We start from the raw sequence: 25,826 nt of genomic DNA on the forward strand, positions 1-25,826 counted from the left end.
ACCTCATCATTTTAGTTATTCGCTGTAGCCTGGCTTGCCACGCGGGTGACCGCAGAAGGACGCTCAGATTTTGGCGTAGCATACCAGTAACCTAACCCCATAAATACCGCGCCAGAGAAGGTATTGCCAAGCGTTACCCACAACAGGTTATGCCCAATCCCGGAGAGGGTATACGCCTCGCTGTGATGGCCGAACCAGGAGAGCGCAAAGAGCGTCATATTGGCGATGGAGTGTTCGTAACCCGAGGCGATAAACGCCAGCAGGCACCACCAGATAGCGAGGAATTTCGCCGCGCCTTCGGTACGGATTGCCATCCAGATAGCCAGGCACACCAGCCAGTTACACAGCGCGCCCTTAAAGAACAACACCGTTGCGGGCGCATTGGTTTTGGCCAGCGCGACCGCGTGCACCAGGCTCGTATCTACGGGTAACAAACTGCCGCCGCCCCAGTTGTAAAGCAGCGCGACAAATACTGAGCCGAGCAAATTACCGAGCCAGGTTTGCGGCAAAATAGACCACATTTGTCCGTGGCTAATGGTGCCCGCTTTTACACCCAGCGTCAGAAACATGGTGTGGCCGGTAAACAACTCAGAACCAGCGATAATCACCAGCGTTAAAGCAATGCCAAAGGTTGCGCCCATCACCAGCGGGCGTAACGCCGGATCAAGCAGGTTGCCGAGCGTGAAAATCAGGATAATGCCGAGCCCAACATAAGCGCCCGCCATGGCGGAACTTATCCAGAAACCCAGCGGATTTTGTGCAGAGAGGCGAGCGATACGCGCAGCGTTAGCCGCGCACTTATTAATCGTGTCGGTAAACATGATGTTGATTATCCAAAGTTAAAAAGAAAATGTTTAAAAGGAAAAAATGAAAACGAAAAAGTGAAACAGCGGGAGCATTGCGCCCCCGCAGGGGTATTACGCTTTAATTTGTACTTCGCCGTCTTTCACGCGCGCATCGAAATGCGCGACAGAGCGGCTTTCATCTTCCATGCATACGCCGTCGCGCAGGCGGAAGCGCTGTTTTTTCAGCGGGCTGGCAACCCATAACTCGCCCTGATGTTCAGCGATAAGACCGCGAGACAGCACGCTGGACTCAAAAAACGGGTCGATATTGCTGATGGCATACACTTGATCATCATGGCGCGGGCGAAAAATCGCGACTTGCTGACCTTTCACCAACGCACACACGCCGGTCGCCGGGATGATGTCATCGATGTTGCAGACTGTATTCCACTGGCTCATGCGTTCTCCTCCACTAACACCACCGGGATACGTTCATACGGCGTTGCCGGGCGATGTTGCGCACGCTCTGGCACCACCTGCACGTTCGGATCGCGATGGTCGCTATTGATAAAGTGTTTGAAGCGAAGCTGCGCAGAAGGCATATTCACCGTCTCTGTCCACTCGCAGACCACTGCTTCACGCAGGCGGGTCATCTCTTCTTCAAGCTGCGCATCAAAGCCCAGTTTGTCGTCGATAATCACGCTCTTCAGGTAGTCGATGCCGCCTTCCATGCTGTCAAGCCAGGAGGCGGTACGCGTCAGTTTGTCGGCGGTACGGATGTAGAACATCATAAAGCGATCGAGGTAGTGCAGCAGAGTTTCGCGATCGAGATCCGCCGCCAGCAGATCCGCGTGGCGCGGTTTCATGCCGCCGTTACCGCACACATACAGGTTCCAGCCTTTTTCCGTGGCGATGATCCCCACGTCTTTACCCTGCGCTTCGGCACATTCACGGGTACAGCCAGAGACGCCGAACTTCATTTTGTGCGGGGTACGGATGCCTTTGTAGCGGTTTTCCAGCTCAACGCCGAAGCCCACACTGTCGCCCACACCGTAACGGCACCAGGTCGAACCGACACAGGTTTTCGCCATACGCAGCGCTTTGGCGTAGGCGTGGCCAGTTTCAAAGCCCGCGTTAATCAACTGACGCCAGATTTCCGGCAGGTCGTCTTTTTGCGCGCCAAACAGGCCAATACGCTGAGAACCGGTGATTTTGGTGTAGAGATTGAACTCGCGGGCAATACGGCCCACTTCCATCAGCCCTTCCGGGGTGATTTCGCCGCCTGCGGAGCGCGGGATCACGGAATAGGTGCCATCTTTCTGGATGTTGGCGAGGAAGTTGTCGTTAGTATCCTGCAACGGCGTGTGTTGCGGTTTCAGGATGTACTCATTCCAGCAGGAAGCCAGCAGTGAACCGACAGTCGGTTTACACACTTCGCAACCATAACCTTTGCCATATTTTGCCAGCAGTTCGTCGAAGGATTTGATGCCTTCCACGCGGATCAGGTGGTACAACTCCTGGCGTGAGTAAGCAAAGTGCTCGCACAGGTTATTGGTCACTTCGATGCCCTGTTTCGCCAGTTCGGCGTTCAGCACCTGGGTGACCAGTGGGATACAACCGCCGCAGCCTGTACCGGCTTTGGTTTCTGCTTTCAGCGCGGCAACGGTGTGACAGCCTTTGTTAATCGCGGCAATCAGGTCACCTTTGGTGACGTCGAAGCAGGAGCAGATCTGCGCGCTGTCCGGCAGCTTATCCACGCCGATAGAAGGTTTACCGCCTGCCGCATGGGCTGGCAGGATCAATGCGTCCGGGTTTTCCGGCAGTTCGATAGCGTTCAGCACCAGTTGCAACAGGTTGCCGAAATCGCTGGTATCGCCAACCAGTACTGCGCCGAGCAGAGTTTTGTTATCCGGGCTGACAATCAGGCGTTTGTAGACTTCTTTGCTTTCGTCGAGATAGACATAGCTGCGTGCGCCTGGCGTACGACCATGCGCGTCGCCGATACCACCAACATCGACGCCGAGCAGTTTCAGTTTGGCGCTGAGGTCTGCACCTTCAAAGGCATTGGCCGTGCCGAGGATATGATCCACCGCCACCTGCGCCATTTTGTATCCTGGCGCAACCAGACCGTACACGCGGTTGTTCCAGCTGGCGCACTCGCCGATGGCATAGATATTCGGGTCGGAGGTTTGGCAGCTATCGTTGATCATAATGCCGCCGCGCTGTGCTACGTCCAGGCCGCACTGGGTCGCCAGTTTGTCGCGCGGGCGAATACCGGTGGAGAAGACGATAAAGTCGACTTCCAGTGCGCTACCATCGGCAAAACGCATGGTTTTACGCGCTTCGGTGCCTTCCTGCACAATCTCTTTGGTGTTTTTGCTGGTGTGTACGCGCACGCCCATGCTTTCGATTTTGCGCTTCAGTTGCTCGCCGCCCATCTGGTCGAGCTGTTCCGCCATCAGCATTGGCGCAAACTCAATGACGTGGGTTTCCACGCCTAAGTTTTTCAGCGCTCCGGCCGCTTCCAGACCGAGCAAACCGCCACCGACGACCGCGCCGCGGCGGCTGCGACGTGCGCAGGATTCAATGGCGTTCAAATCTTCAATGGTGCGATAAACGAAGCAGTCTTGTGTTTCGGAACCTTTAATCGGCGGGATCCACGGATAGGAACCGGTAGCCATGATCAATTTGTCGTAATAAACCGTGCGTCCGGCGCTGGAGTGGATCACTTTTTCCTGACGGTTGATGGTGATAGCGCGCTCGCCGACCAGCACTTTTACGCCGTGTTTCTCGTAAAAGCCTTCGCGAACCAGCGACAGCTCTTCAGCCGTATGGTGGGAAAAATAGGAAGAGAGGTGGACGCGGTCGTAGGCTTTACGCGGCTCCTCACAGAAGACGGTAATATCGAACTGGCTGGCGTCGGCTTTATCGAGGAGATCCTCAATAAAACGGTGGCCGACCATGCCGTTACCGATAATAGCGAGTTTAACTTTGCTCATTTTTGCCTCGATTTCTTTTCTACTACCACCTACCTTAACGATTCAGCTCCCCGGCTTATTGATGTGCATCAAATACACCTTCACATACCACTTAATGGGTAGATATTTGATTTTTATTGGTTTTTATAAGTCGCGGATATCGCTGGTTTTTATGGTTTGCAGAATTTGTGTACAAAAAAAGAGGGTTTTTGCACGCACGTCTGATACAAATTATCTGAGGGAAACAGAGGGAGTCACACTATGTCGGCAGCACCAGTTTGGTTAGTTCAGAATGTGCATTTACCCGATCGCGAAGGGTTATGGCAAATCGCGATTGAGAATGGTCGCTTCGGTGAAATCACCCCGATGAATGATACACACAGCGACAGTCTGGAAGTGCTGAATGCGCACGGTGGGCTGGCGCTACCGCCGTTTGTTGAACCGCATATTCATCTGGATACCACGCAAACTGCCGGAGAGCCGAACTGGAACCAATCCGGCACGCTGTTTGAAGGCATTGAGCGCTGGGCGGAACGCAAAGCGCTGCTGAGCCATCAAGATGTCAAAGCGCGTGCCTGGCAAACATTGAAGTGGCAAATGGCCAATGGCGTGCAGCATGTACGTACCCATGTTGATGTTTCCGACCCTACGCTGACGGCGCTGAAAGCCATGCTGGAAGTAAAAGACGAGGTCGCGCCCTGGGTTGATCTGCAGATTGTCGCTTTCCCGCAGGAAGGCATCCTCTCTTATCCCAACGGCGCTGCATTGCTGGAAGAGGCGCTTCAGCTTGGCGCGGATGTGGTTGGCGCGATCCCGCATTTTGAATTTACCCGCGAATATGGCGTTGAATCGCTGCATATTGCGTTCGCACTGGCGCAAAAATATGACCGTCCGTTGGATATTCACTGTGATGAAATTGACGACGAGCAGTCGCGTTTTGTCGAAACCGTTGCCGCGCTGGCGCTGAAGATGGGCATTGGCCCGCGCGTTACCGCCAGCCATACCACGGCGATGCACTCTTACAATGGCGCGTACACCTCGCGGCTGTTCCGTTTGTTAAAGCTTTCCGGCATTAACTTTGTTGCTAACCCGCTGGTAAACATTCACCTGCAGGGGCGCTTTGACGATTATCCCAAGCGCCGGGGAATTACGCGGGTGAAAGAGCTCTTCGCGGCGGGAATAAATGTCTGCTTTGGCCATGACGATGTGTTTGATCCCTGGTATCCGCTTGGCACCGGCAATATGTTGCAGGTGCTGCATATGGGGCTGCACGTTTGCCAGTTGATGGGCTACCAGCAAATTAATGATGGGCTACGTCTTATCACCCATAACAGCGCCAGAACCTTTGGTTTAACGCAGTACGGGATTGAAACGGGTAACCCGGCGAACATGGTCATTTTGCCCGTTGAGAGTGGTTTTGATGCGGTACGCTGCCAGTCGCCGGTACGCTGGTCGATTCGACAAGGGCGAATCATTGCCAGCACACAACCTGCGCAAAGCTGGATTCAGATGGATAACGGTGGTGAAGCGGTGCTTTTTAGCCGCTATCGTTCAGGTATGTAGCCTTCGTGAAGCGGGTTGTGAGCGGTCTGGCGTTACATCTGTTACTAAATACGTAAAATTAAGTAAAAGGCTGGCCTGCTGGCTGACTGCTCTTTAGAATCAAGCCACTCGCTTTCTTTACTGCTCTTCGTTAAGGAAACCTTATGGTTAAATCGACTCTGGCGGCTGTTGCGGCTGTGTTTGCCCTTTCTGCTTTCTCTTCTGCTGCGCTGGCGGCAAAAGGTGATCCTCATGTTCTGCTCACCACTTCCGCCGGTAACATTGAACTGGAGCTGAACAACCAGAAAGCCCCTGTGTCGGTGAAAAACTTCCTTGATTACGTAAATAACGGTTTCTATAACAACACCACGTTTCATCGTGTGATCCCGGGATTTATGGTGCAGGGCGGTGGTTTCAACGAGCAGATGCAGCAAAAGCAGCCTAACCCGCCTATCAAAAACGAGGCTGACAATGGCTTGCGTAACACGCGTGGCACCATTTCGATGGCGCGTACCGCCGATAAAGACAGCGCAACCAGCCAGTTCTTTATTAACGTTGCTGACAACGCCTTTCTCGATCATGGCCAGCGCGACTTTGGTTATGCAGTGTTTGGTAAAGTGGTGAAAGGTATGGATGTCGCTGACAAAATCTCCCAGGTACCGACGCACGATGTGGGGCCTTACCAGAATGTCCCGTCAAAACCGGTCGTTATTCTCTCCGCGAAAGTGCTGCCGTAAGTTTCCCCCGCACGGGGTGTTCACCCCGTGCTTCCTGAGCTTCCCTGCGTAACCTGTCATTTCTGCTTATAATTTGGGCACCGACATGTGAAACAGGGAGGCGCTATGGCCAAAAAACTCACCGACCGGCAAAAATCCCGTCTCTGGGAACAGCAGCGCAATGCCAATTTTCAGGCCAGCCGGCGGCTGGAAAATGTCGACAGCGAACTGGTGACGCTAAGTAGCGCGGAAGCCGATGCGCGCCTTGAAGAACTGCGGAGGCACTATGAGCGATAAATTCGGCGACGGGCGCGATCCGTATCTCTATCCTGGCCTGAATGTGATGCGCAATGAGCTGGGGCTTCGCCAGGCGCAGAAACTCGAGCAGGCGGCTTATCAGTTCACTGCCTTACGCGCAGCCACACTCGATCTTGGCCCGATGGTGCGCGGTCTTCCTCATTTATGTGCCATTCACCACCATCTTTATCAGGACGTGTTCGACTGGGCCGGGCAGATCCGTGAAGTGGATATTTACGAAGGCGATACCCGGTTTTGCCACTTCGAGTATATCGAGAAAGAGGGCAATGCCTTGATGCAGCAACTGGAAGATGAAGAGTGGCTGTGCGGGCTGGAAAAGACGTCGTTTATTGAGCGGTTGGCGCACTACTACTGTGAAATCAACGTGCTGCACCCGTTTCGCCTTGGCAACGGCATCGCTCAGCGCATCTTCTTTGAACAACTGGCGCTGCATGCGGGTTTTTCGCTCGACTGGCGTGGCATTGATCCTGATGCGTGGCGCGAGGCAAACCAGGCAGGCGCAATGGGCGACTTAGCCCCGCTTTGCGCCATCTTCAGCAAAGTGGTGAGCGAAGCGGTCGAAAGCGAGTAAACTAGCGCGGTTTCCGACACCCGAGGCCGCTATGATCCTGCTTATCGACAATTACGACTCCTTTACCTGGAACCTGTATCAATATTTTTGTGAGCTGGGGGCAAGCGTAGAGGTGCGGCGTAACGATGAGATCGCGCTTGCGGATATTGCCGCGCTGGCACCGGAAAAGATCGTGATTTCGCCCGGCCCCTGCACGCCGGATGAGTCCGGCGTTTCGCTGGCGGTTATTCGCCATTACGCGGGGAAATTGCCGATTCTTGGTGTTTGTCTTGGTCACCAGGCCATTGCGCAGGTTTTTGGCGCGACTATCGTGCGCGCGGCAAAAGTGATGCACGGTAAGACATCGCCTGTTACTCATAACGGTACTGGCGTATTTTGCGGGCTTAATAATCCGTTAACCGTCACCCGGTACCATTCCCTGGTTATCGATCCGCCTACGTTGCCAGCGTGCTTTGAGGTTACCGCCTGGAGCGATAGCGGCGAGATCATGGGCATTCGCCACCGGGAGTGGGATCTGGAAGGGGTGCAATTTCACCCGGAAAGTATCCTGAGCGAGCAGGGACATCAGTTACTGAAAAACTTCCTCGAACGCTGATTTGTGGTTGCCATTAACTGATTTTTTATGCATATTTCGTGATTATATTTTCACAATCAATGCAACGTAAAACTGGATGGGCAAGCCATGGCAACTCAGCAAGACGCGGTAACGCGTGCAAACTTCGATGACGTTATTCTGCCAATTTACGCACCGGCCGAGTTTATCCCGGTAAAGGGTAAAGGCAGCCGAGTGTGGGATCAGCAGGGTAAAGAGTACGTTGATTTTGCAGGTGGGATTGCGGTTACTGCGTTAGGACACTGTCATCCGGCGCTGGTGGAGACGCTGAAAACGCAGGGCGAGACCCTGTGGCACACCAGCAATGTTTTTACCAACGAGCCTGCTCTGCGCCTGGCGCGTAAACTCATCGACGCCACGTTTGCCGAGCGCGTGGTGTTTATGAATTCCGGCACTGAAGCTAACGAAACGGCATTCAAGCTGGCGCGTTTTTATGCATCTACGCGCCACAGCCCATACAAAACAAAAATCATCGCGTTCCATAATGCCTTCCACGGTCGTTCGCTGTTTACCGTAAGCGTGGGCGGCCAGCCGAAGTATTCCGATGGCTTTGGCCCGAAACCGGCGGACATTATCCATGTGCCGTTTAACGATCTGCACGCGGTGAAAGCGGTGATGGACGATCACACTTGCGCGGTAGTGGTAGAGCCTATTCAGGGCGAAGGCGGTGTTACTGCCGCCACGCCGGATTTCCTGAAAGGTTTGCGCGAGCTGTGCGATCAGCACAACGCACTGCTGGTTTTCGACGAAGTGCAGTGCGGCATGGGCCGCAGCGGAGAGTTGTTTGCTTATATGCACTATGGCGTGACGCCGGATATTCTGACCAGTGCCAAAGCGCTCGGCGGCGGTTTCCCTATCAGCGCGATGCTGACCACGCATGAAATAGCGAGTGTTTTCCACGCCGGTTCACACGGCTCCACCTACGGCGGCAACCCGCTGGCCTGCGCCGTCGCCGGAACCGCATTCGACATTATCAACACGACAGAAGTGCTCAGCGGCGTGAATGAAAAACGTCAGCTGTTCGTTAAGCATTTGCAGCAAATCGGCGAGAAATTTGACCTGTTTAGCGATATTCGCGGCATGGGGCTGCTGATTGGTGCTGAGCTGAATCCGCAATATATAGGCCGCGCGCGCGATTTCCTCTACGCCGCTGCCGATGCGGGCGTTATGGTGCTGAATGCTGGCCCGGACGTCATGCGTTTTGTGCCTTCGCTGATTATTGACGCGCAGGATATCGAAGAAGGGATGAAGCGCTTCGCGGATGCAGTGGCGAAAGTGGTCAACGGTTAAGGCGGCGGTTAAGCCAGATGCCGTGATGCGGGCGCTGACGCCATGCTACCGACGAAATGGTATGCATGGTGTTCAGGTGCCCAATAATCCGCTGTAAATGCTGCTCCAGTGTGCTCATTGGCCCATGCGTTAATGTTTCCGGGGCTTCGAGAATATTCACATCTCCGGATCCTCCCGGCCCGTCATACTCCAGCCGCTGCTGGCAGCGCTGCAGGGCAATTTCGCAGGATTGCAAATAACGTTGCGCCAGTTCCGGCGTCAACATCGTATGTTCGCGCGCCAGCGTCGTCATCGCATTGATATGCTCAACAATAAACTGGCTGTGCGTTACCCACAGTTTCATATCTTCCAGATAACGCGTATTGAATCCCGGTTCCTGCATCGCCTGGTTTAGCGAGTTGAACAGGGCGTTATGCGCCTGGTTCACGCGCATTCGCTGCCAGGCAAGCGGTGTGGGCTGCGGGTTATCGCTTAAGATCAGGCGAATCGCTTCCTGATCTGTTTCCAGCGCATCGTGCGCATTCTGTCGCAGTAAGCCACTTTGCCACTGCGGCCACAGCCAGACCATGCCGCCGAAGGCAATCAGGCAACCAATCAACGTATCTATAAGGCGGGCGACAATAAACTCCTCACCATTTAGTGTCAGCAGCTGCAAGGTGTAGACGGCGGTAATGGTAAAACCCACCATCGCCCAGCCGTAGTTTTTCCGAATAATGAGATAACTGACCAGCGTAATCATCAGCATCGCCGCCAGCGTAAAACCGAGTGGAACATGAAAATGCAGCGTCGCCCCGGCAATCACCAGCCCGGCAATGGTGCCTGCCGCCCGGTGGACAATGCGAACGCGCGTTGCGCCATAACCGTTTTGCGTGACAAACATCACCGTCATCATGATCCAGTAGGGTTTCGGTAAATGCAGGGCGCTGCCCATCAGGCTGGCGATACTGAGCATGACGCTGATTCGCGCGGCATTCCGCAGCGCCGCAGATTTCAGTGATAAATAGCTTTTCAGCGCCGGGAAAAGGGGCAAGCGCCGCTGCTTTTCCGCCATCAGATCGCGGGCATAGAGCGGGCGCTGAGTGCGCAAGACGCGCGCGATACGGCTAAAATGCCAGGCGCAAAACTGCCCAACCGGGTTATCCGGGTGCTGGCGGGCGATTTTTTCCAGCGCGCCAATCTGCTTATCCATGTTGAAGCGCGTGGGATAGCGGTGATAGAGAATGTCGTCTGCCAGCACGCGCAGACGAGCGGCAACGGTTTGTGCGTTCCAGCGGATCACCTGCTCGGCATGGGTTTGTTCCACCAGTTTTTGCACTTCTTCCGGCTGATGCAAACTCACCGAAATGTGCTCTTGCAGATCCAGCCCTACCTGGAAAACCCGCAGTAGCCGTTTGTAATCGTTGTGTTTATTGGCGGCCAGCATATGCAGTTGTTGATAGCACTGGCTTATCATATCCACCGCTTTTTGCTGGCGGGCAAGCAAAGGCGGCAGGGCTTTTTCCGGGTCGGCATGCTGCGTCAGCAAGCTGTATTTCGCCTCGCAGTAGTCTGCCAGTTGCCGGTAGAGCAGGCTGAGAGATTCGCGCAGCGGTTGCTCTCGCCACATCCAGAACCAGAACCAGTTGAACAGCCCGTACCACAACGTGCCCAGCGCATAGATAAGCAGCGGCTCCCATACCGGCATGTTACCGGCAAGGCTGAGCGTAAAGATGGCGGCAATGAGCGAAGCCGGGAGCAGACGGCCGTGCAGTGCGCTGATTTCGGCGGTTACGCCTAAAACCAGCGTCAGCCCGGTGAGGATCAGCGGCAATGGAAGATCTTTCGCCAGCAGTAATTGCACCGCCAGGCTGCTGCCGGCAAACAGGGTTCCGCCAATGATCAGGCGTTTGAAAAAACGTTTATGTGGCGTATCAAGCCCGGCAATGTTGCAGCAGGCGGGAACGAGGGAAAACAGCAGACCTTGTTGTAGATGACCCGAAACCAGACCAATGGCCACAGGTAAACATAACACCAGCGTTTGTCGCAGTGCGTAGTTGATTTCGGGGTGATAAATCAGCCTGCGCCACATGAGGGAAGAAAAACGACGCAGCGCGTAAGCTGCGCCGTTTTACAGATTAACGCGTTCCGTATACGACGATGGTTTTACCGTGGGCGGAGATCAGGTTCTGATCTTCGAGCATTTTGAGAATGCGGCCCACAGTTTCACGGGAACAACCGACGATCTGACCAATTTCCTGGCGAGTAATTTTAATTTGCATGCCGTCCGGATGGGTCATTGCGTCTGGCTGTTTCGCCAGGTTTAACAGCGTTTGCGCGATACGGCCGGTTACGTCCAGGAAGGCGAGGTTACCCACTTTTTCTGAAGTGACCTGCAGGCGGCGCGCCATTTGCGAGGAAAGACGCATCAGGATATCCGGGTTAACCTGGATTAACTGACGGAATTTTTTGTACGAGATTTCAGCCACTTCACAGGCAGTTTTAGCGCGTACCCATGCACTGCGCTCCTGACCCTCTTCGAACAGGCCCAGTTCACCGATAAAATCTCCCTGGTTCAGGTAAGAGAGGATCATCTCTTTACCTTCTTCATCCTTGATCAGCACTGCCACTGAGCCTTTAACGATGTAATACAGCGTTTCCGCTTTTTCACCCTGGTGAATCAGCGTGCTCTTCGACGGGTACTTATGAATGTGGCAATGAGACAAGAACCATTCAAGCGTCGGGTCTGTTTGTGGTTTGCCAAGCACCATGCGCGATTATCCTCTGTTATAAGCTGTCTCAGACACAGGATGAGCCCCTACGTCTGGGGTTGCAATCTAAGCTTCCCGCATCCAGGGAAGCGGACCGTCAGCGTCATCTGCGGTCTCTAAAGTATGATGTCATGCATACATGCGTAACATCCATTTATCTCTGTAGCATCCAGAGTGTTTTAGCATAGCTTTTACCGCCTGTCTCCTGGTGTCTCGCTTCAGCATGACGCAGGTCGCCTTCCGTTGCGAGTTTTGTTATGTACGCGTAATCTGTAAAGAAAATTGCCACTCCGGAGTGAAGAAAATGCAGGCACGTGTGAAATGGGTTGAAGGGTTAACGTTCCTTGGCGAGTCCGCATCGGGCCACCAAATCCTGATGGACGGTAACTCCGGCGACAAAGCGCCAAGCCCGATGGAAATGGTGCTGATGGCGGCGGGCGGATGCAGCGCCATTGATGTGGTTTCTATTTTGCAAAAAGGGCGTCATGACGTGACCGACTGCGAAGTGAAGCTGACTTCAGAGCGTCGCGAAGAAGCGCCGCGCCTGTTTACCCACATCAATTTGCACTTTATCGTCAGCGGTAAAGATCTGAAGGATGCGGCGGTTTCCCGCGCGGTGGATTTATCCGCGGAGAAGTATTGCTCCGTGGCCTTGATGCTCGAAAAAGCGGTGAAGATCACCCACTCTTACGAAGTTATCGAAGCCTGATGCGAAAAGCCCGGCGGCACGTGGCTGACCGGGCTTTCTGCATTATTTGATCTTTTTGCCTTCCATCAGCCGTTGCACCAGCGGCGTCATAATCAGCTCCATCGCCAGCCCCATTTTTCCGCCAGGTACCACCAGCGTATCCATATGCGAGATAAACGAGCCTTGCAACATCGCCAGTAACCACGGGTAATCAATCCCTTCCAGATTACGGAAGTGGATCACCACAAAACTCTCGTCCAGTGAAGGAATGCCTTTCGCGGCAAACGGATTGGACGTATCCACCGTTGGCACGCGCTGGAAGTTAATGTGCGTACGGGAAAACTGCGGCGTAATAAAATTGATGTAATCCTCCATCGAACGCACGACAGAATCCATTACCGCTTCACGCGAATGCCCGCGCTCGCTGGTATCGCGGACAAGTTTTTGAATCCATTCCAGGTTGACGATCGGCACCACGCCCACCAGCAAATCCACATGACGCGCGACATCGTTTTGCGGCGTCACCACGCCGCCGTGCAGACCTTCATAAAACAGCACATCGGTTGGCTCCGGCAGCGGTTGCCACGGCGTAAACGTGCCCGGCACCTGGTTCCAGGGAACGGCTTCATCGTAGGTATGCAGGTATTTGCGCGCCTGGCCTTTGCCGGTTTGACCATATTCGCTAAACGTCTGTTCCAGAAGGCCAAAATCATTGGCTTCCGGGCCAAAATAGCTGATATGCCGCCCAAGATCGCGGGCCTTACGGATAGCCATATCCATTTCCGGACGGGTATAGCGATGGAAGCTGTCACCTTCCACTTCTGCCGCGTGCATATTGAGCTGGGCGAAGATCTTACGAAAGGCGAGGCTGGTGGTGGTGGTTCCCGCGCCGCTGGAGCCTGTAACGGCGATAACCGGATGTTTGGCGGACATAGCAACTCCCTGAATAAACGATTATTTCAGTATAGCCAGCCGCCATGTACCTGTTCAGTCGTGGAACTGCCCGCGCGGCATTATATTGACCGTCTCGTGCAGTTCCGACCACACCAGTACGGCTTCGCCGCGTTGCAGCTGCCGTTTAACGTCGGCGACCTTTTGCTCAAGTGAACGCTCATGTTCACCATAATCAGTGCCTTCGCGCAAGACAAAGCTCTCAATCAGATTGTCCAACGTCTGCGCATCAATCTCTTGCCAGGGAATAATCATCGTCTTTCCAGGTAAGCGGATAACCAGTCCGGAATGCGTTTTTCCAGCCACATTTCCGGGTGGCGCAAGGTTCCGCCAACAAACCCGACATGGCCGCCGTGTTCCGTCAGTTGGTACTCAATATTCGCCGGTAAATGCCCGGCATCAGGGATAACGTTGTGATCCATAAACGGGTCGTCTTTCGCGTGGATAATCAGCGTCGGTTTACGAATATCCGGCAAAACCGGCATTGCGCTACAGCGGCGATAGTAATCCAGCGCGTCGGCAAAACCGTGGATTTTCGCGGTGATCAGATCGTCGAATTCGCGAATACGGCGCAGCTTACGCAGCGCAGGCAAGGTAGTTGGCAGCGAACCAGGATAAGCGCGTAATTTGCGCGCGGCGTTCGCTTTCAGCAAATTCAACAAGTAGCGCTGATAAACGCGGGAAAATCCCTTATCCATATGATAACTGCAAGCTTCCAGCACCAACGGAGCTGAGACAATCACCGCTGCATCGACGGGCAAATTGTCATCGGCTTTTGCCAGCAAACAACCGAGCATGTTCCCACCGAGCGAATAACCCACCGCTGCGGTTGGCGCGGGCCCAAATTCCTGATGTAACCAGCGCAAGAACCAGGTGCCATCTTCGGTTTCACCCGAGTGATAAATGCGGTTCAGGCGATTCGGGATGCCGCTACAGCCGCGAAAATGCATCACCACGCCAAGCCAGCCGCGCTGCTTCGCCGCATGCACCAGACCGTGCGCGTAAGGGCTGTGCAGGCTGCCCTCCAGCCCATGAAACACCACCAGCCGCGGTTTATGTTTCGCCTGATTCGGCTCTTCGCTCCAGGCCAAATCAACAAAGTCACCATCCGGCAGCTCAAGGCGCTGCCACCAGGGTTCAAACTGGAGACGTCGACGTAAAATGCGTGGCAGCATCGTTTGTAGATGCGGATTACGCGCACCAGGCATTGGATGAAAGTTAAGCGAGTCTCCCTGATTTTCAAGGAAATTTGCAGGTGTAATATCTGCCATCTTGTCAATAAACGTAAGTAAATAGACGATTATTATACTTGTTAATAAATGGGCTGTTTAATACTTTGCTGCTGTTGTACCGTATATGCCTTTGCAGTCGGCCCGATAACTTTCTAAGAAATCTATTACTTTCATTGGATTACTGCCGTCTGCTTTTAAATCATTGAGGATGTATTAGATGACAGACAATACCTCGCGTGACCTTGCAGCGTCACCGTCCCTGGGCCAAACCATTAACGACTTACCCGGTAGTAAAGATTTAACGCCAGCCGAGCAGACGCAAATCCAAAATATTGTCGACGAGATTAATATTAACGACCCGGTGTTCTCGCTCTCTTTTGGCGCGAAAACTATGAATAGCATCTCGCAGTTCTCTGATTCGCTGATGCAAGAAGTCCGCGCAAAAGACGCGGGTGTTATCGGTGCGCAACTGACCGACTTGCTGATGAAAATCAAACAGGTAGATATCAGTCATTTTGAGCAGAAACCGGGCTTTCTTGCCTCGCTTCCGCTGCTGGGTTCGCTGTTTAATCGTATTGAGCGCACCATGCTGGAGTATCAGACGCTGGCGAAGCAAGTCGATACCATCACCGAAAAACTCAATCAGGCAATGGTGGATCTGCTGCGAAATATCTCGGTACTGGAGATCCTCTTTGAACGTAACCGCGATGTTTTCCAACAAATCACGCTGCATCTCATTGCCGGTAAACAAAAACTTGATGAGATAAAACGGAATGAAGTGCCTGCATTACAAGCTCAGGCGTCAGATCCGATGAATGCACAGCGTCTGCGCGACCTGATGGAGGGGATCCAGCGCTTCGAACGTCGTCTGCATGATTTAATGTTGTCGCGCACCATCGCTATGCAAAGCGCCCCACAAATTCGTCTGATGCAAAGTAACAGCCAATCACTGGCGGAAAAGATCCAGAGCAGCATCCTTTCCACCATTCCTGTCTGGAAGAGCCAAATCGCGCTGTCACTGTCGCTTCAGACTCAGCGTCAGGCAGCGAAACTGCAAAAAGACGTTGCTGATACCACCAATGACCTACTGCGTCGCAATGCGGAAATGCTGCAAACCGGCACCCTGGAAACGGCGCGAGAAGTTGAGCGTTCTGTTGTCGATATCGAAACCCTGCGCGACGTGCAGACACGCCTACTCAATACCCTTGAAGAGTCAGTGAAAATTGCCTCTGATGCGCGCGAGCGTCGTGCAGAAGTAGAAAAAGAGCTGGTCACGATGGAAAACGAAATGCGCACTCGCCTGGCTGATATTGCCAGCAGCAAGGCCGCACAGCCGTAAGATAAACGGAATAAGTTATGTTACAGAAATTACTCCTCCCCTTTGATCACATACGTGATAGCCGATGGATGCGCGTTTTTTTCCATCTGTTCATTTTCATTCTGGCAATGATGTTTCCCTCCTTCTTTAGTGCCATACCTACAGACGTCCAGCCTACTTTGCTGGAGAACGCACAGTGGAAAGGCGCATTAAGTACGCTGTACTGGTTTGCGTTCATCATCTTATGCAGGGGGCTTCTTTACGATCGCTCCTCACTGGTTATGGGCATCATCGCCGGAACAATATGGTTATTCTTTGGCGATCCGGCAGCCATGCCCTTCTGGGCGGCAATAACAACGTTGGTTTTTCATTTTTGCCGAAGCCGACACAGCCTCATGAATGTTCATGGGTGGTATCTTTTCATCGGTGTACTCATGTTTTTGTCCTACCAAAAACTTTTTGTTTTCAACGTTCCTCCCCTTTTCCTGATCCTGTATGGCTTGATGTTCGTCTCCCTCTTTTTAATAAAAAAATATGCGCAGTACATTGAAGTGCGTAACCAGCAGCGGCTCAAAATCAAACAAGCCCAGGTTAAGTTTGAAGAACAGCGTGAGCAGGAAGTAAAAAGTGCGTTGAGTAGGCAGATTTCTCGTCTGGAAGGCATCGGTCATCTACCTGCTGCATTAAAAAAAGAGCTGAACGTCATCACTAACACCGCGCGGTTAATTGAACTTTGTATGCAGAGAGATGAACGGGATGAACAGCCAGGACGGTTATTTCTCGAGCGTTATTTACCGATGGTTGAAACGATTGTTACTAAAGGGCTCTCACTCTCCAATCAGTTGAAAGAAGATCAGCAGCAACAGTCGCTTAACGAGCAACTGGAGGCGTTAAGAACGTTAGGTCTTGCCTTTCAGGAGAAGCACCAGGAGCTGTTAATAAACGATCAAACTGATTTAAAAACAGAGCTCTCCACACTGGATAAAATGCTAAAAACCGACGGTTACCGCAAGTGACCCTTGTGTGGTGCCCGCACTTTTGCGGGTGCCGATAGCGTTACCCATCCGCCAACAAATTCCGCGAAAACAGATGGATATCGACGCCCGGTTTGCGCCGCCATAAACGCGCTTTACGCGCGCCGGTCGCCACGCTTTCGCCGGTCTCTTCAAACATGCCAGAGGCTTCAAAACGGCGAATCAAACTTTTGCGCTGAATAGGCTGACCAAGGATTATCTCCGTCGCTTCCTGCAATTGCGCCTGGGTAAACGTATCGGGCAAACAGTAAACCGGCAGGAGCGAGTACATGGTTTTCTGCCGCAGTCGGTGCAGCGCCGCCTGAATTATCGCCTGATGATCAAAAGCCAGCTCAATAGTCTCCAGCTCGCTTACCGGCACCCATTTCGCATCACTAACGCTTGCGATATGCGGCGCGCAGGACCTCCACGAAATCAGCGCAAACCAGGCGATGGTCAGACTCCAGCCGCGCGGATCGCGCTGCGGGCCGGAAAAGGTATCCAGCTGTTCCAGCCACGATGGCGAAACACCGGTTTTTTCCGTCAGTTTGCGCAGCGCCGTGGCGCGCGTGGAATCATCCTGCGCCATATCGATAAACCCGCCGGGTAATCCCCAGCGTCCTTGCTGCGGCTGGCTGGCTCGCTGAACCAATAATACGCAAAGCACCTGCTGATGCAGCGTAAACAGCACGCTATCTACCGTCACCAGCGGTGAGGGGAAACGGCTGGCATCATAAGATTTCAGATACTCTGCTTCACTGATCATCGCTCACTCGCTCCTTTTTACACGCCACAAGTTTATCAGCCTGCCCTGGTGCGGCAAGTTAACTTTTATCTTATTAATTTTCATAGCGTTAACTATTTATTCCCTGAATGATTAAAAAAACGCTTGCCTAATAAGTGTCTTATGGACAATATTAAACGTGTCCAAGGGACACTAATTATTGAGTCGAGGTGAAAGATGGCGAGCAGAATCGAATTATTCATTGATAACGAGCAAGTTGCACTGAGCCATGGCGTCTTTCCGGACGGAGCCGTCTGGCTCAAAGTGACCGGCAAACTTCCGTCATTCGGCCAGCAGATGCGGGTGCGTGTTGCCGCGATGCGCGATATGAACGACTTCATGTTGCTGGCACAACTGGTGGACGCCGTTCGTCACGCCTCCGATATCGCCGTGAGCCATCTGGAGCTGGCGTGGTTGCCGTGGGCGCGCCAGGACAGGCATATGGTGCCTGGCGACAGCTTCGCGCTGAAAGTTTTCGCAAACCTTCTCAATACACTCAATTTCAACAAAGTTTTTGTGCTCGATCCGCACAGCGACGCCGCTGCCGCAGCCATCAATAACTGCGTGGCTATCTCCCAGGAAAGTTGCTTAATGCAGAGCGAAACCCTGCGTCGCGCCATTCGCAATCGCGAGCTGATGCTGGTCGCGCCGGATGCCGGTGCGCTGAAGAAAATCCATAACGTGGCAAAAGCCAGTGGCGCACAAGAGTACGCGATCCTCACGAAAGAGCGTGATGTCGCAACCGGAAACCTGACGGGCTTCGCGCTGGTGGCCGGAGACGTCGCGGGCAAAGATCTGCTGATCGTCGATGACCTTTGCGATGCAGGTGGCACTTTTATTGGTTCAGCCCAGGTATTGCGCGATGCCGGTGCCCGCAGCGTCAGCCTGTATGTCACGCACGGCGTTTTTTCCAAAGGGGTTGAGAACCTGCTGAATAACGGTATTGACATGATTTACACCACCACATCCTTCACCTCGCCTGCGCTTACTGATCCGCGAGTTGAACTGATCGACATTGACGCTATTTTCCGCGCTTAAGGGAGACAACATCATGAATATCAATCCAATTCTGGCTATCGACGGTTACAAAGTTTCGCACCGCGTGCAGTATCCGCAGGGAACGACGCAGGTTTACTCCAATTTCACGCCGCGCAGCGACCGCTTTTTCCAGTCGCCAGTTGCTGACGGCAAGCTGGTGTTCTTTGGTCTGCAGGGTTTCCTGAAGTGGTTTATGGTCGATCTGTTCAACGACGGCTTTTTTGCCCGCCCGGAAGAAGAAGTGGTTAACGAATACAAGCAGGTAATGGATAACTATCTCGGCAGGGACGCCGTGGCGGTCGATCACATTCGCGCTTTGCACCGTTTGGGCTACCTGCCGCTGCACATCAAGTCGCTGGATGAAGGCAGCAAAGTGCCGATGAAAGTGCCGGTTCTGACCATTACCAATACCCGCGAAGAGTTTTTCTGGCTGGTGAACTACCTGGAAACAGTGCTCTCCGCCGAGCTGTGGAAGGCCTCCACCAACGCCACCATTGCGCACCACTACCGCAAAATCTGCGAACAATGGGCAGCCAAAACCTGCACGGATTTGTCGCACCTCGATTTCCAGTGCCACGACTTCTCGTTTCGTGGCATGGCTGGGCTGCACGATACAGCGCAGGCTGGCGCGGGGCACTTACTGAGCTTTAAAGGCACCGACAGCATTCCCTCTCTGCTGTATGCCCGCGACCACTACACCGGCGGCGAAGAGTACTTCATTGGGGCCAGTATTCCCGCGACCGAGCACAGCGTAATGTGCATGGGTGAACACGACCATGAAATTGAAACGTTCCGCCACCTGATCGCCGATATCTATCCGCAGGGATTTGTCTCTATCGTCTCCGATACCTGGGATTACTGGCGCGTACTGACGGAATATACCCGTGAACTGAAACAGATAATCCTGGAGCGTGACGGTCGCGTGGTGTTCCGCCCGGACAGCGGTGATCCGGTGGACATCCTGTGCGGTACAGGCGCGGATGATGACACGCGTGCAGAACGTAGCCCGGAGGAAAAAGGCTCGGTGGAAGTGCTGTGGGAAATCTTTGGCGGCACGGTCAATGAGAAGGGCTACAAAGTGCTGGATCCGCATGTCGGCCTGATTTACGGGGACTCCATTACCCTGGCGCGCGCCAATGAGATCCTGCGCCGTCTGGAAGCCAAAGGCTTCGCCAGCTCTAACGTGGTGTTCGGCGTCGGCTCGTTTACTTATCAGTACAACACCCGGGACACCTTCGGTTTTGCGATGAAAGCGACCTGGGGCGCGGTCAACGGTGAAGGGCGCATGATTTTTAAAGAGCCAAAAACCGATAACGGCCTGAAACGTTCGGCGCGCGGGTTATTGCGCGTGGAACGCGATGCGCAGGGCGAACTGCAACTGCACGACGAACAGAGCTGGGAGCAGGAAAAAGGCGGTGAACTGAAAACCCGCTTCCTCGACGGCAAACTTTATCAGACCGAGCATTTTGAACAGATCCGCCAGCGCCTGGCGAACCAGCAGTAATCCTCAACTGGCGGTACGCCCGTACCGCCAGCGCTATAAGCCTTTCTGTCGATGTGGAAATTGACGCACATCACAAATACTTTCATTTGATTATTACTCTCAGGCTAATGATTTGGCCGACTCCTTAATTGATGCCTTTCTCACCACGTCGCACACTAAGCTCAGTGTTAAGCAAGTCAAAATGATGAGCTGAATCAGGAGGTTAATAATGTTATCTGGGCAAACGCCAGCACAGGTATGGAACACGCGGCGCAGCGAGAAACAGCGCCGCCTGGCGTCCATTCCCGTGCAGGGCAAGGTACTGCCGACCGGCGACCTTGTCGCCATGCTGGAAAAACTGATTGCACCGGGCGACCGCGTGGTGCTGGAAGGGAACAATCAAAAACAGGCGGATTTCCTCTCGCGAACACTTGCCGAAGTCAACCCGCAGAAAGTCCACGACCTGCATATGATTATGCCGAGCGTCGGGCGCAGCGAACACCTTGATATCTTCGAAAAGGGCATCGCCCGCAAGCTGGATTTCTCCTTCTCAGGCACCCAAAGCTTGCGCATCTCGCAACTGCTGGAAGATGGCCTGCTGGAAATCGGCGCGATCCACACCTATATCGAGCTTTACTCCCGCCTGTATGTGGATCTCTGCCCGAATGTGGCGCTGATTGCCGGTTATAAAGCGGACCGCAAAGGCAACCTCTACACCGGCCCAAGTACCGAAGATACCCCGGCGCTGGTGGAAGCCGCCGCCTTCCGCGACGGCATCGTTATCGCTCAAGTCAACGAACTGGTGGATGACGAATGCGACCTGCCGCGCGTGGATATTCCCGGTTCCTGGATCGACTACGTGGTAGTCGCTGACAAACCGTTCTTTATCGAGCCGCTGTTTACCCGCGACCCGCGCCTCATCAAGCAAGAACACATCCTGATGGCGATGATGGCGATCAAAGGCATCTACGCCGAGCATCAGGTGCAGTCGCTCAACCACGGTATCGGCTTTAACACCGCAGCCATCGAATTGCTGCTGCCGACCTACGGTGAGCAGCTCGGTCTGAAAGGTAAAATCTGTAAACACTGGACGCTGAACCCGCACCCGACGTTGATCCCGGCGATTGAAAGCGGTTGGGTGGAAAGTGTGCACTGCTTCGGCGGCGAGTTGGGGATGGAAGAGTACATCCGTGCCCGCCCGGACGTGTTTTTCACCGGTTCCGACGGTTCCATGCGTTCCAATCGCGCGTTCTGCCAGTTAGCAGGTCAGTACGCGGTCGATATGTTTATCGGCTCGACGTTACAAGTCGATGGCCTGGCGAACTCTTCCACGGTGACACGCGGTCGTCTTTCGGGCTTTGGTGGCGCGCCAAACATGGGGCACGACCCGCACGGTCGCCGCCACGCAACACTGGCCTGGCTGAACATGATCACCGAACCTGATCCGATGCAGCGCGGTAAAAAACTGGTGGTGCAGATGGTGGAAACCTTCCAGGCCGGTGCGAAACCGACATTCGTGGAAAAACTCGATGCCGTGGACGTGGCGAAAACCTCCGGCATGCCGCTGGCGCCGGTGATGATTTATGGCGATGACGTGACGCACGTGCTGACCGAAGAGGGGATTGCTTACCTCTATCGCGCTGAAAGTCTTGAAGAGCGCCGGGCGATGGTCGCGGCGGTGGCGGGGATCACCGATATCGGTCTGGGTGTTGACGCCAAACGTGTCGCCCAGCTTCGCCAGAGCGGCAAAGTGGTCTATCCGGAAGATATGGGCATTCGCCGCACTGACGCCACCCGGTCGTTGCTGGCGGCCAGCAGCGTCGCGGATCTGGTTGAGTGGTCGGGCGGTCTTTACAACCCACCTGCGAAATTCCGGAGCTGGTAATGAAACTTCTGCCACGGATTGACGCTGAAGGCGGTGCCGAATGGTTGGCGCGAACCGCCACACTGTGTCTGATTGACGAAGCACGATTAAGCCCGAAGCCCGGTCTGGTGGACAGCCGGGGGAGCGGCGCGCATCACGATTTAACGCTCGAACTGATGGAGCGTTCCGCGCACAGCCTTACCCCCACGTTTCAGGCGCTGGCGCAACAAAGCTGGCGGCGGCCAGCGGATGTGGCGCTCAGACAAACCATCGGGCGATTAGGTCGGGAAGGTGAGCAGCAGATGATGGCCGCCACCGGTGGCGTGAATACCCATCGCGGTGCGATCTGGGCATTAGGGTTGCTGGTGAGCGCAGTCGCCATGTCCGGCGGTAGCGCACCGGCACAGGATATTGCCGCCACGGCCGCAAAGCTGGCGCAACTGCCGGATGACGCTGCACCGAAGCTGTTCAGTAAAGGGCTGCGCGCCACGCACCGTTACCGGGTACCGGGCGCGCGTGAAGAGGCGCAGCAAGGCTTTCCGCACATTATCAAGCTGGCGTTGCCGCAGTTGCAGCACAGCCGCCTGCACGGTAGCAGCGAAGCGCAGGCCAGGCTTGATGCGTTGATGGCCATCATGACCTCGCTCAGCGATACCTGCGTGCTTTCCCGCGCGGGGCTCGAAGGTCTGGAGGCGATGCGCCTGGGGGCGAGCGCGGTGCTGCAAGCCGGTGGCGTTGCGTCAAAGGCCGGTCAGCAAGCGTTAGCCGAACTGGATGCGCGGATGCTGGCGCTGAACGCGTCGCCGGGCGGCGCGGCAGATTTACTCGCGGCGACACTGTTTCTCGATCGCATGACCACGCCTTATTTAGCGAATTAAGAGGAAGTTATGGAACACATTACGATAACCGTGCCTGCTGGCCGCGTTTTACGCGGTAAAGCGCTGGCGGGCGTTGTGGGCTCCGGGGATATGGAGGTGTTATTCACCGCCGACCAGGGGCAAACACTGACAATTGAGATCACCACCTCCGTGGATAACAGCCGTGGACGCTGGGAAGCGCTGTTCAACCGTCTCGGTCTGGTAAGCACGCTGCCTGCGGGCCAGCTTGTGATCCACGATTTCGGCGCGACGCCCGGTGTGGCGCGCATCCGTATCGAACAGGTATTCGAAGAGGTGAGCTATGCGTGACGATCACAGTTTTATCGAACTCAAAGCGCGCCAACGCGCACAGGCGCTGCTCGATGACGGCAGCTATCGCGAATTACTCGACCCGTTTGAAGGCATCATTTCGCCGTGGTTAGGCCCGCAGGGCATTGTGCCGCAGGCCGATGACGGCATGGTGGTCGCCAAAGGCACCATCAACGGCCAACCTGCTGTGGTTGTCGCGATTGAAGGTGCGTTCCAGGGCGGCAGCATGGGCGAAGTCTCCGGCGCGAAAATGGCGGCGGCACTTGAGCTGGCGGCGGAAGATAACCGTAACGGCATTCCGACTCAGGCGGTGCTGTGCCTTGAAACCGGCGGCGTGCGTTTGCAGGAAGCGAACCTTGGGCTGGCGGCGATTGCTGATATTCACGCGGCAATTGTTGACCTGCGCCGCTACACGCCGGTTATCGGCATCGTTGCCGGTACGGTTGGCTGCTTTGGCGGGATGTCTATCGCCGCTGCGCTCTGTAGTTACCTGATTGTGACGCGCGAAGCGCGTCTTGGTCTGAACGGCCCGCAGGTTATTGAACAGGAAGCCGGGATTGAAGAGTACGACTCCCGCGACCGTCCGTTTATCTGGAGCATGACCGGCGGCGAAGTGCGGTATCGCAGCGGGCTGGTGGATGCGCTGGTGGGCGACGGCATCCATGCGGTGAAACAGGCGATGAATGAGGCGATTGCCAAAGGCGTCCCTGCTAAACATCGCACCGATAACTACGACGATTATCTGCAACGTCTGACCCACTTCGACACCCGCAAACAAGCGGATGCCGAACAGATCAGCGCGTTGTTTGCCGGGGAGGGTAAAGCATGAGTACGACAGTAAGCCGCGGCGCGTTATGGCTGGAAAAACTGGCGCCGAATGCAACACGTCTGAGCGGGCTGTGCCCGTCCGTGCAGGCAGCCGATGGCAAGGTTAACGGCGAAGCCGTGCGTTTTATCGCCGTGGTGCCGGATGCCAACAACCATTATCCGCGTGCGGCAAAAGGTGAGGTCGGTCTGCTGGAGGGCTGGACGCTGGCGAAAGTGGTGAGTGAAACCGTTGCCGCCGATGCCAACAACAGCGTGAAGCGCCCCATCATTGCGGTGATTGATGTGCCAAGCCAGGCCTATGGTCGCCGCGAAGAAGCCTTTGGTATTCACCAGGCGCTAGCCGGTGCGGCTGCAGCTTACGCCAATGCGCGGCTGGCGGGACATCCGGTGATTGGTTTGATCGTCGGCAAAGCGATGTCCGGGGCGTTTCTGGCCCACGGCTACCAGGCAAACCGCCTGATTGCCTTTAACGACTCCGGTGTGCTGATCCACGCGATGGGCAAAGAGTCAGCGGCGCGCATTACGCTGCGTACCGTGGAGGCGCTGGAAAAACTGGCGGCCACCATTCCGCCAATGGCTTATGACATCAGTAACTACGCGACGCTGGGGCTGCTTTCTGAACTGCTGAATATCAGCAACCCGGACGCGCCCTCAGACGCTGATCTGGCGCAGGTGCAGAGCACATTGCACCAGGCCATCAATGACGCTCGTCAGGACACCACGTTGAAAAACCGTCTCGGTGCTGACAACCGCCGCAGCTCCGCTCTCGTGCGTGAACGCATGAAAGCGAGCTGGTAAGTAAAAAGAAACCTGCCAGATAGCAACGTATGGGCGCGCACGTCGCGCTCATGCGCTACTGAAAATAATAACCATCGCGCTAGTGCTATTTCTTTTCCTTTTAAAGGCTTACAGGTGATTTATGACTTACGTAATTGTTCATGCCCTCGCACCGATATTCGTCATCATGTTGCTGGGTTTCTGGGCGGGAAAGGCCAAAATGGTCGACAACAAAAACGTCTCCCTGCTGAATATCTTTGTAATGGATTTTGCCCTGCCCGCCGCGCTGTTTAGCGCCACAGTTCAGACGCCGTGGAGCGGGATCATCGCCCAGTCGCCGCTGATTGTGGTGCTGGTGCTCTCCATGTGGATTACCTACGCCGCCATCTATTTTCTGGCGACGTCCGTATTCAAAAAATCGCCGCAGGATGCCGCCGTGCTGACGCTGACCGTCGCCCTGCCGAACTACGCGGCTCTTGGCCTGCCGATTCTGGGCAGTGTGTTGGGGGAAGGCCCGTCGACCTCGCTTTCTGTTGCCGTTTCCATCGCCTGTGGTTCAGTGCTGATGACCCCGTTCTGCTTACTGATCCTTGAGCGTGAAAAAGCACGCGCTGCGGGCGGTAATACCGGTTCTACGCTGGCGATGCTGCCGGTGCTGATGTGGCGTTCGGTGAAAAAACCGATTGTCTGGGGGCCGCTGCTGGGTGTGGTGCTCTCCGCTATTGGCATTAAAATGCCGGAACTGGTGCTGGCTTCGATTAAACCGCTGGGCCTTTCCGCTACGGCTGCGGCGCTGTTCCTTACCGGTGTGATCCTCTCGGCGCGAAAACTGGCGATTAACACCATGGTTATTTCTGCCACCATCACCAAGCTGTTGATCCAACCGGCGATCGCATGGGGGATTGTGCTGGTGCTGGGTCTGCACGGCTCGGTGGCGATCACCGCGATTCTGATGATTGCGCTGGCTGCCGGTTTCTTCGGGGTGGTATTTGGTAACCGCTTTGGCGTGCAATCGCCGGATGCAGAAGCTGTACTGCTGTTGAGCTCTGTGCTCTGTATCCTGTCGCTGCCGCTGTTTATCTCGCTGACTTCAGGAATGTAAT

At 54.7% G+C, this 25,826-nt stretch carries 26 protein-coding genes; 17 read left to right on the forward strand and 9 right to left on the reverse strand.

Annotation, left to right across the window (positions count from 1 at the left end):
- Positions 1-11 precede the first annotated feature (11 nt).
- The 3 genes from nirC to nirB form a co-directional block, all read right to left on the reverse strand.
- On the reverse strand, positions 12-821 hold the full coding sequence (gene nirC / locus C813_RS24710) for a nitrite transporter NirC (protein ID WP_017459860.1): 810 nt from the start codon (positions 819-821) through the stop codon (positions 12-14).
- A 96-nt stretch (positions 822-917) separates the two neighbouring features.
- Entirely contained in the window at positions 918-1,244 is a 327-nt protein-coding gene (gene nirD / locus C813_RS24715; protein ID WP_017459861.1) for a nitrite reductase small subunit NirD, read from the reverse strand.
- Positions 1,241-3,784 (reverse strand): nitrite reductase large subunit NirB, encoded by a 2,544-nt coding sequence (nirB, locus tag C813_RS24720; RefSeq protein WP_017459862.1) that lies wholly within the window; start codon positions 3,782-3,784, stop codon positions 1,241-1,243. The genes nirD and nirB overlap by 4 nt, the downstream gene beginning before the upstream one ends.
- A gap of 240 nt (positions 3,785-4,024) precedes the next feature.
- On the opposite strand from nirB, the gene C813_RS24725 reads away from it, so the two are divergent.
- The 6 genes from C813_RS24725 to argD all read left to right on the forward strand — a co-directional run bounded on the left by C813_RS24725 (position 4,025) and on the right by argD (position 8,813).
- A complete protein-coding gene (locus tag C813_RS24725; protein ID WP_017459863.1) occupies positions 4,025-5,326 on the forward strand; it encodes a cytosine deaminase in 1,302 nt (433 codons plus the stop codon).
- A gap of 143 nt (positions 5,327-5,469) precedes the next feature.
- A complete protein-coding gene (ppiA, locus tag C813_RS24730) occupies positions 5,470-6,042 on the forward strand; it encodes a peptidylprolyl isomerase A (RefSeq protein ID WP_017459864.1) in 573 nt (190 codons plus the stop codon).
- 105 nt (positions 6,043-6,147) lie between these two features.
- Positions 6,148-6,318, forward strand: a complete 171-nt coding sequence (locus C813_RS24735) for a YhfG family protein (RefSeq protein ID WP_017459865.1) — start codon at positions 6,148-6,150, stop codon at positions 6,316-6,318.
- Entirely contained in the window at positions 6,308-6,910 is a 603-nt protein-coding gene (locus tag C813_RS24740) for a putative adenosine monophosphate-protein transferase Fic (RefSeq protein ID WP_017459866.1), read from the forward strand. Before C813_RS24735 ends, C813_RS24740 begins: the two co-directional genes overlap by 11 nt.
- Positions 6,911-6,941: 31 nt before the next feature.
- Complete coding sequence (pabA, locus tag C813_RS24745; protein ID WP_017459867.1) at positions 6,942-7,505, forward strand: aminodeoxychorismate synthase component 2; 564 nt, start codon at positions 6,942-6,944, stop codon at positions 7,503-7,505.
- An 87-nt stretch (positions 7,506-7,592) separates the two neighbouring features.
- Positions 7,593-8,813 carry a bifunctional acetylornithine/succinyldiaminopimelate transaminase gene (argD, locus tag C813_RS24750; protein ID WP_017459868.1) on the forward strand — a complete coding sequence of 407 codons (1,221 nt, stop codon included), beginning with the start codon at positions 7,593-7,595 and terminating at the stop codon, positions 8,811-8,813.
- Here argD and C813_RS24755 read toward each other — a convergent pair.
- Positions 8,803-10,881 (reverse strand): YccS/YhfK family putative transporter, encoded by a 2,079-nt coding sequence (locus C813_RS24755; protein ID WP_017459869.1) that lies wholly within the window; start codon positions 10,879-10,881, stop codon positions 8,803-8,805. The genes argD and C813_RS24755 overlap by 11 nt on opposite strands.
- A gap of 46 nt (positions 10,882-10,927) precedes the next feature.
- A complete protein-coding gene (crp, locus tag C813_RS24760; RefSeq protein WP_000242758.1) occupies positions 10,928-11,560 on the reverse strand; it encodes a cAMP-activated global transcriptional regulator CRP in 633 nt (210 codons plus the stop codon).
- Positions 11,561-11,864: 304 nt separating this feature from the next.
- On the opposite strand from crp, the gene C813_RS24765 reads away from it, so the two are divergent.
- Positions 11,865-12,269 carry an OsmC family protein gene (locus tag C813_RS24765; protein WP_017459870.1) on the forward strand — a complete coding sequence of 135 codons (405 nt, stop codon included), beginning with the start codon at positions 11,865-11,867 and terminating at the stop codon, positions 12,267-12,269.
- Between the two features lie 42 nt (positions 12,270-12,311).
- Here the strand turns inward: C813_RS24765 and C813_RS24770 are convergent, their stop codons facing one another.
- The 3 genes from C813_RS24770 to C813_RS24780 are packed head-to-tail and all read right to left on the reverse strand — an operon-like array spanning position 12,312 to position 14,470.
- Entirely contained in the window at positions 12,312-13,181 is an 870-nt protein-coding gene (locus C813_RS24770; RefSeq protein ID WP_017459871.1) for a phosphoribulokinase, read from the reverse strand.
- A gap of 54 nt (positions 13,182-13,235) precedes the next feature.
- Entirely contained in the window at positions 13,236-13,454 is a 219-nt protein-coding gene (locus C813_RS24775) for a YheU family protein (protein WP_017459872.1), read from the reverse strand.
- Positions 13,451-14,470, reverse strand: a complete 1,020-nt coding sequence (locus C813_RS24780; protein ID WP_017459873.1) for a hydrolase — start codon at positions 14,468-14,470, stop codon at positions 13,451-13,453. Before C813_RS24780 ends, C813_RS24775 begins: the two co-directional genes overlap by 4 nt.
- 178 nt (positions 14,471-14,648) lie before the next feature.
- Here C813_RS24780 and C813_RS24785 point away from each other — a divergent pair, with 178 nt between their 5' ends.
- On the forward strand, positions 14,649-15,770 hold the full coding sequence (locus C813_RS24785) for a toxic anion resistance protein (protein ID WP_017459874.1): 1,122 nt from the start codon (positions 14,649-14,651) through the stop codon (positions 15,768-15,770).
- Between the two features lie 17 nt (positions 15,771-15,787).
- Positions 15,788-16,765, forward strand: a complete 978-nt coding sequence (locus tag C813_RS24790; protein WP_017459875.1) for a hypothetical protein — start codon at positions 15,788-15,790, stop codon at positions 16,763-16,765.
- Positions 16,766-16,805: 40 nt separating this feature from the next.
- Here C813_RS24790 and C813_RS24795 read toward each other — a convergent pair whose 3' ends face one another.
- Entirely contained in the window at positions 16,806-17,528 is a 723-nt protein-coding gene (locus C813_RS24795) for an NUDIX hydrolase (RefSeq protein ID WP_017459876.1), read from the reverse strand.
- Positions 17,529-17,723: 195 nt separating this feature from the next.
- On the opposite strand from C813_RS24795, the gene prs reads away from it, so the two are divergent.
- The 8 genes from prs (at position 17,724) to C813_RS24835 (ending at position 25,825) form a co-directional block, all read left to right on the forward strand.
- Positions 17,724-18,584 carry a ribose-phosphate diphosphokinase gene (gene prs / locus C813_RS24800; protein ID WP_017459877.1) on the forward strand — a complete coding sequence of 287 codons (861 nt, stop codon included), beginning with the start codon at positions 17,724-17,726 and terminating at the stop codon, positions 18,582-18,584.
- A 13-nt stretch (positions 18,585-18,597) separates the two neighbouring features.
- Positions 18,598-20,088 (forward strand): nicotinate phosphoribosyltransferase, encoded by a 1,491-nt coding sequence (locus tag C813_RS24805; protein WP_017459878.1) that lies wholly within the window; start codon positions 18,598-18,600, stop codon positions 20,086-20,088.
- A 208-nt stretch (positions 20,089-20,296) separates the two neighbouring features.
- Positions 20,297-21,952, forward strand: coding sequence for a malonate decarboxylase subunit alpha (gene mdcA / locus C813_RS24810; RefSeq protein ID WP_017459879.1), 1,656 nt, complete (start codon positions 20,297-20,299; stop codon positions 21,950-21,952).
- On the forward strand, positions 21,952-22,809 hold the full coding sequence (locus tag C813_RS24815) for a triphosphoribosyl-dephospho-CoA synthase (protein ID WP_017459880.1): 858 nt from the start codon (positions 21,952-21,954) through the stop codon (positions 22,807-22,809). The genes mdcA and C813_RS24815 overlap by 1 nt, the downstream gene beginning before the upstream one ends.
- 9 nt (positions 22,810-22,818) lie before the next feature.
- Positions 22,819-23,118, forward strand: a complete 300-nt coding sequence (gene mdcC, locus C813_RS24820; RefSeq protein WP_017459881.1) for a malonate decarboxylase acyl carrier protein — start codon at positions 22,819-22,821, stop codon at positions 23,116-23,118.
- Positions 23,111-23,947 carry a biotin-independent malonate decarboxylase subunit beta gene (locus C813_RS24825; RefSeq protein WP_017459882.1) on the forward strand — a complete coding sequence of 279 codons (837 nt, stop codon included), beginning with the start codon at positions 23,111-23,113 and terminating at the stop codon, positions 23,945-23,947. Before mdcC ends, C813_RS24825 begins: the two co-directional genes overlap by 8 nt.
- The gene (gene mdcE / locus C813_RS24830; protein WP_017459883.1) at positions 23,944-24,744 is read left to right on the forward strand and encodes a biotin-independent malonate decarboxylase subunit gamma; all 801 of its coding nucleotides are present in this window, start codon (positions 23,944-23,946) and stop codon (positions 24,742-24,744) included. The genes C813_RS24825 and mdcE overlap by 4 nt, the downstream gene beginning before the upstream one ends.
- 121 nt (positions 24,745-24,865) lie before the next feature.
- Complete coding sequence (locus C813_RS24835; RefSeq protein WP_017459884.1) at positions 24,866-25,825, forward strand: AEC family transporter; 960 nt, start codon at positions 24,866-24,868, stop codon at positions 25,823-25,825.
- The last annotated feature ends 1 nt before the right edge of the window (position 25,826 follow it).

This window comes from Kosakonia sacchari SP1 (genome assembly GCF_000300455.3).
Lineage (GTDB): Bacteria > Pseudomonadota > Gammaproteobacteria > Enterobacterales > Enterobacteriaceae > Kosakonia > Kosakonia sacchari.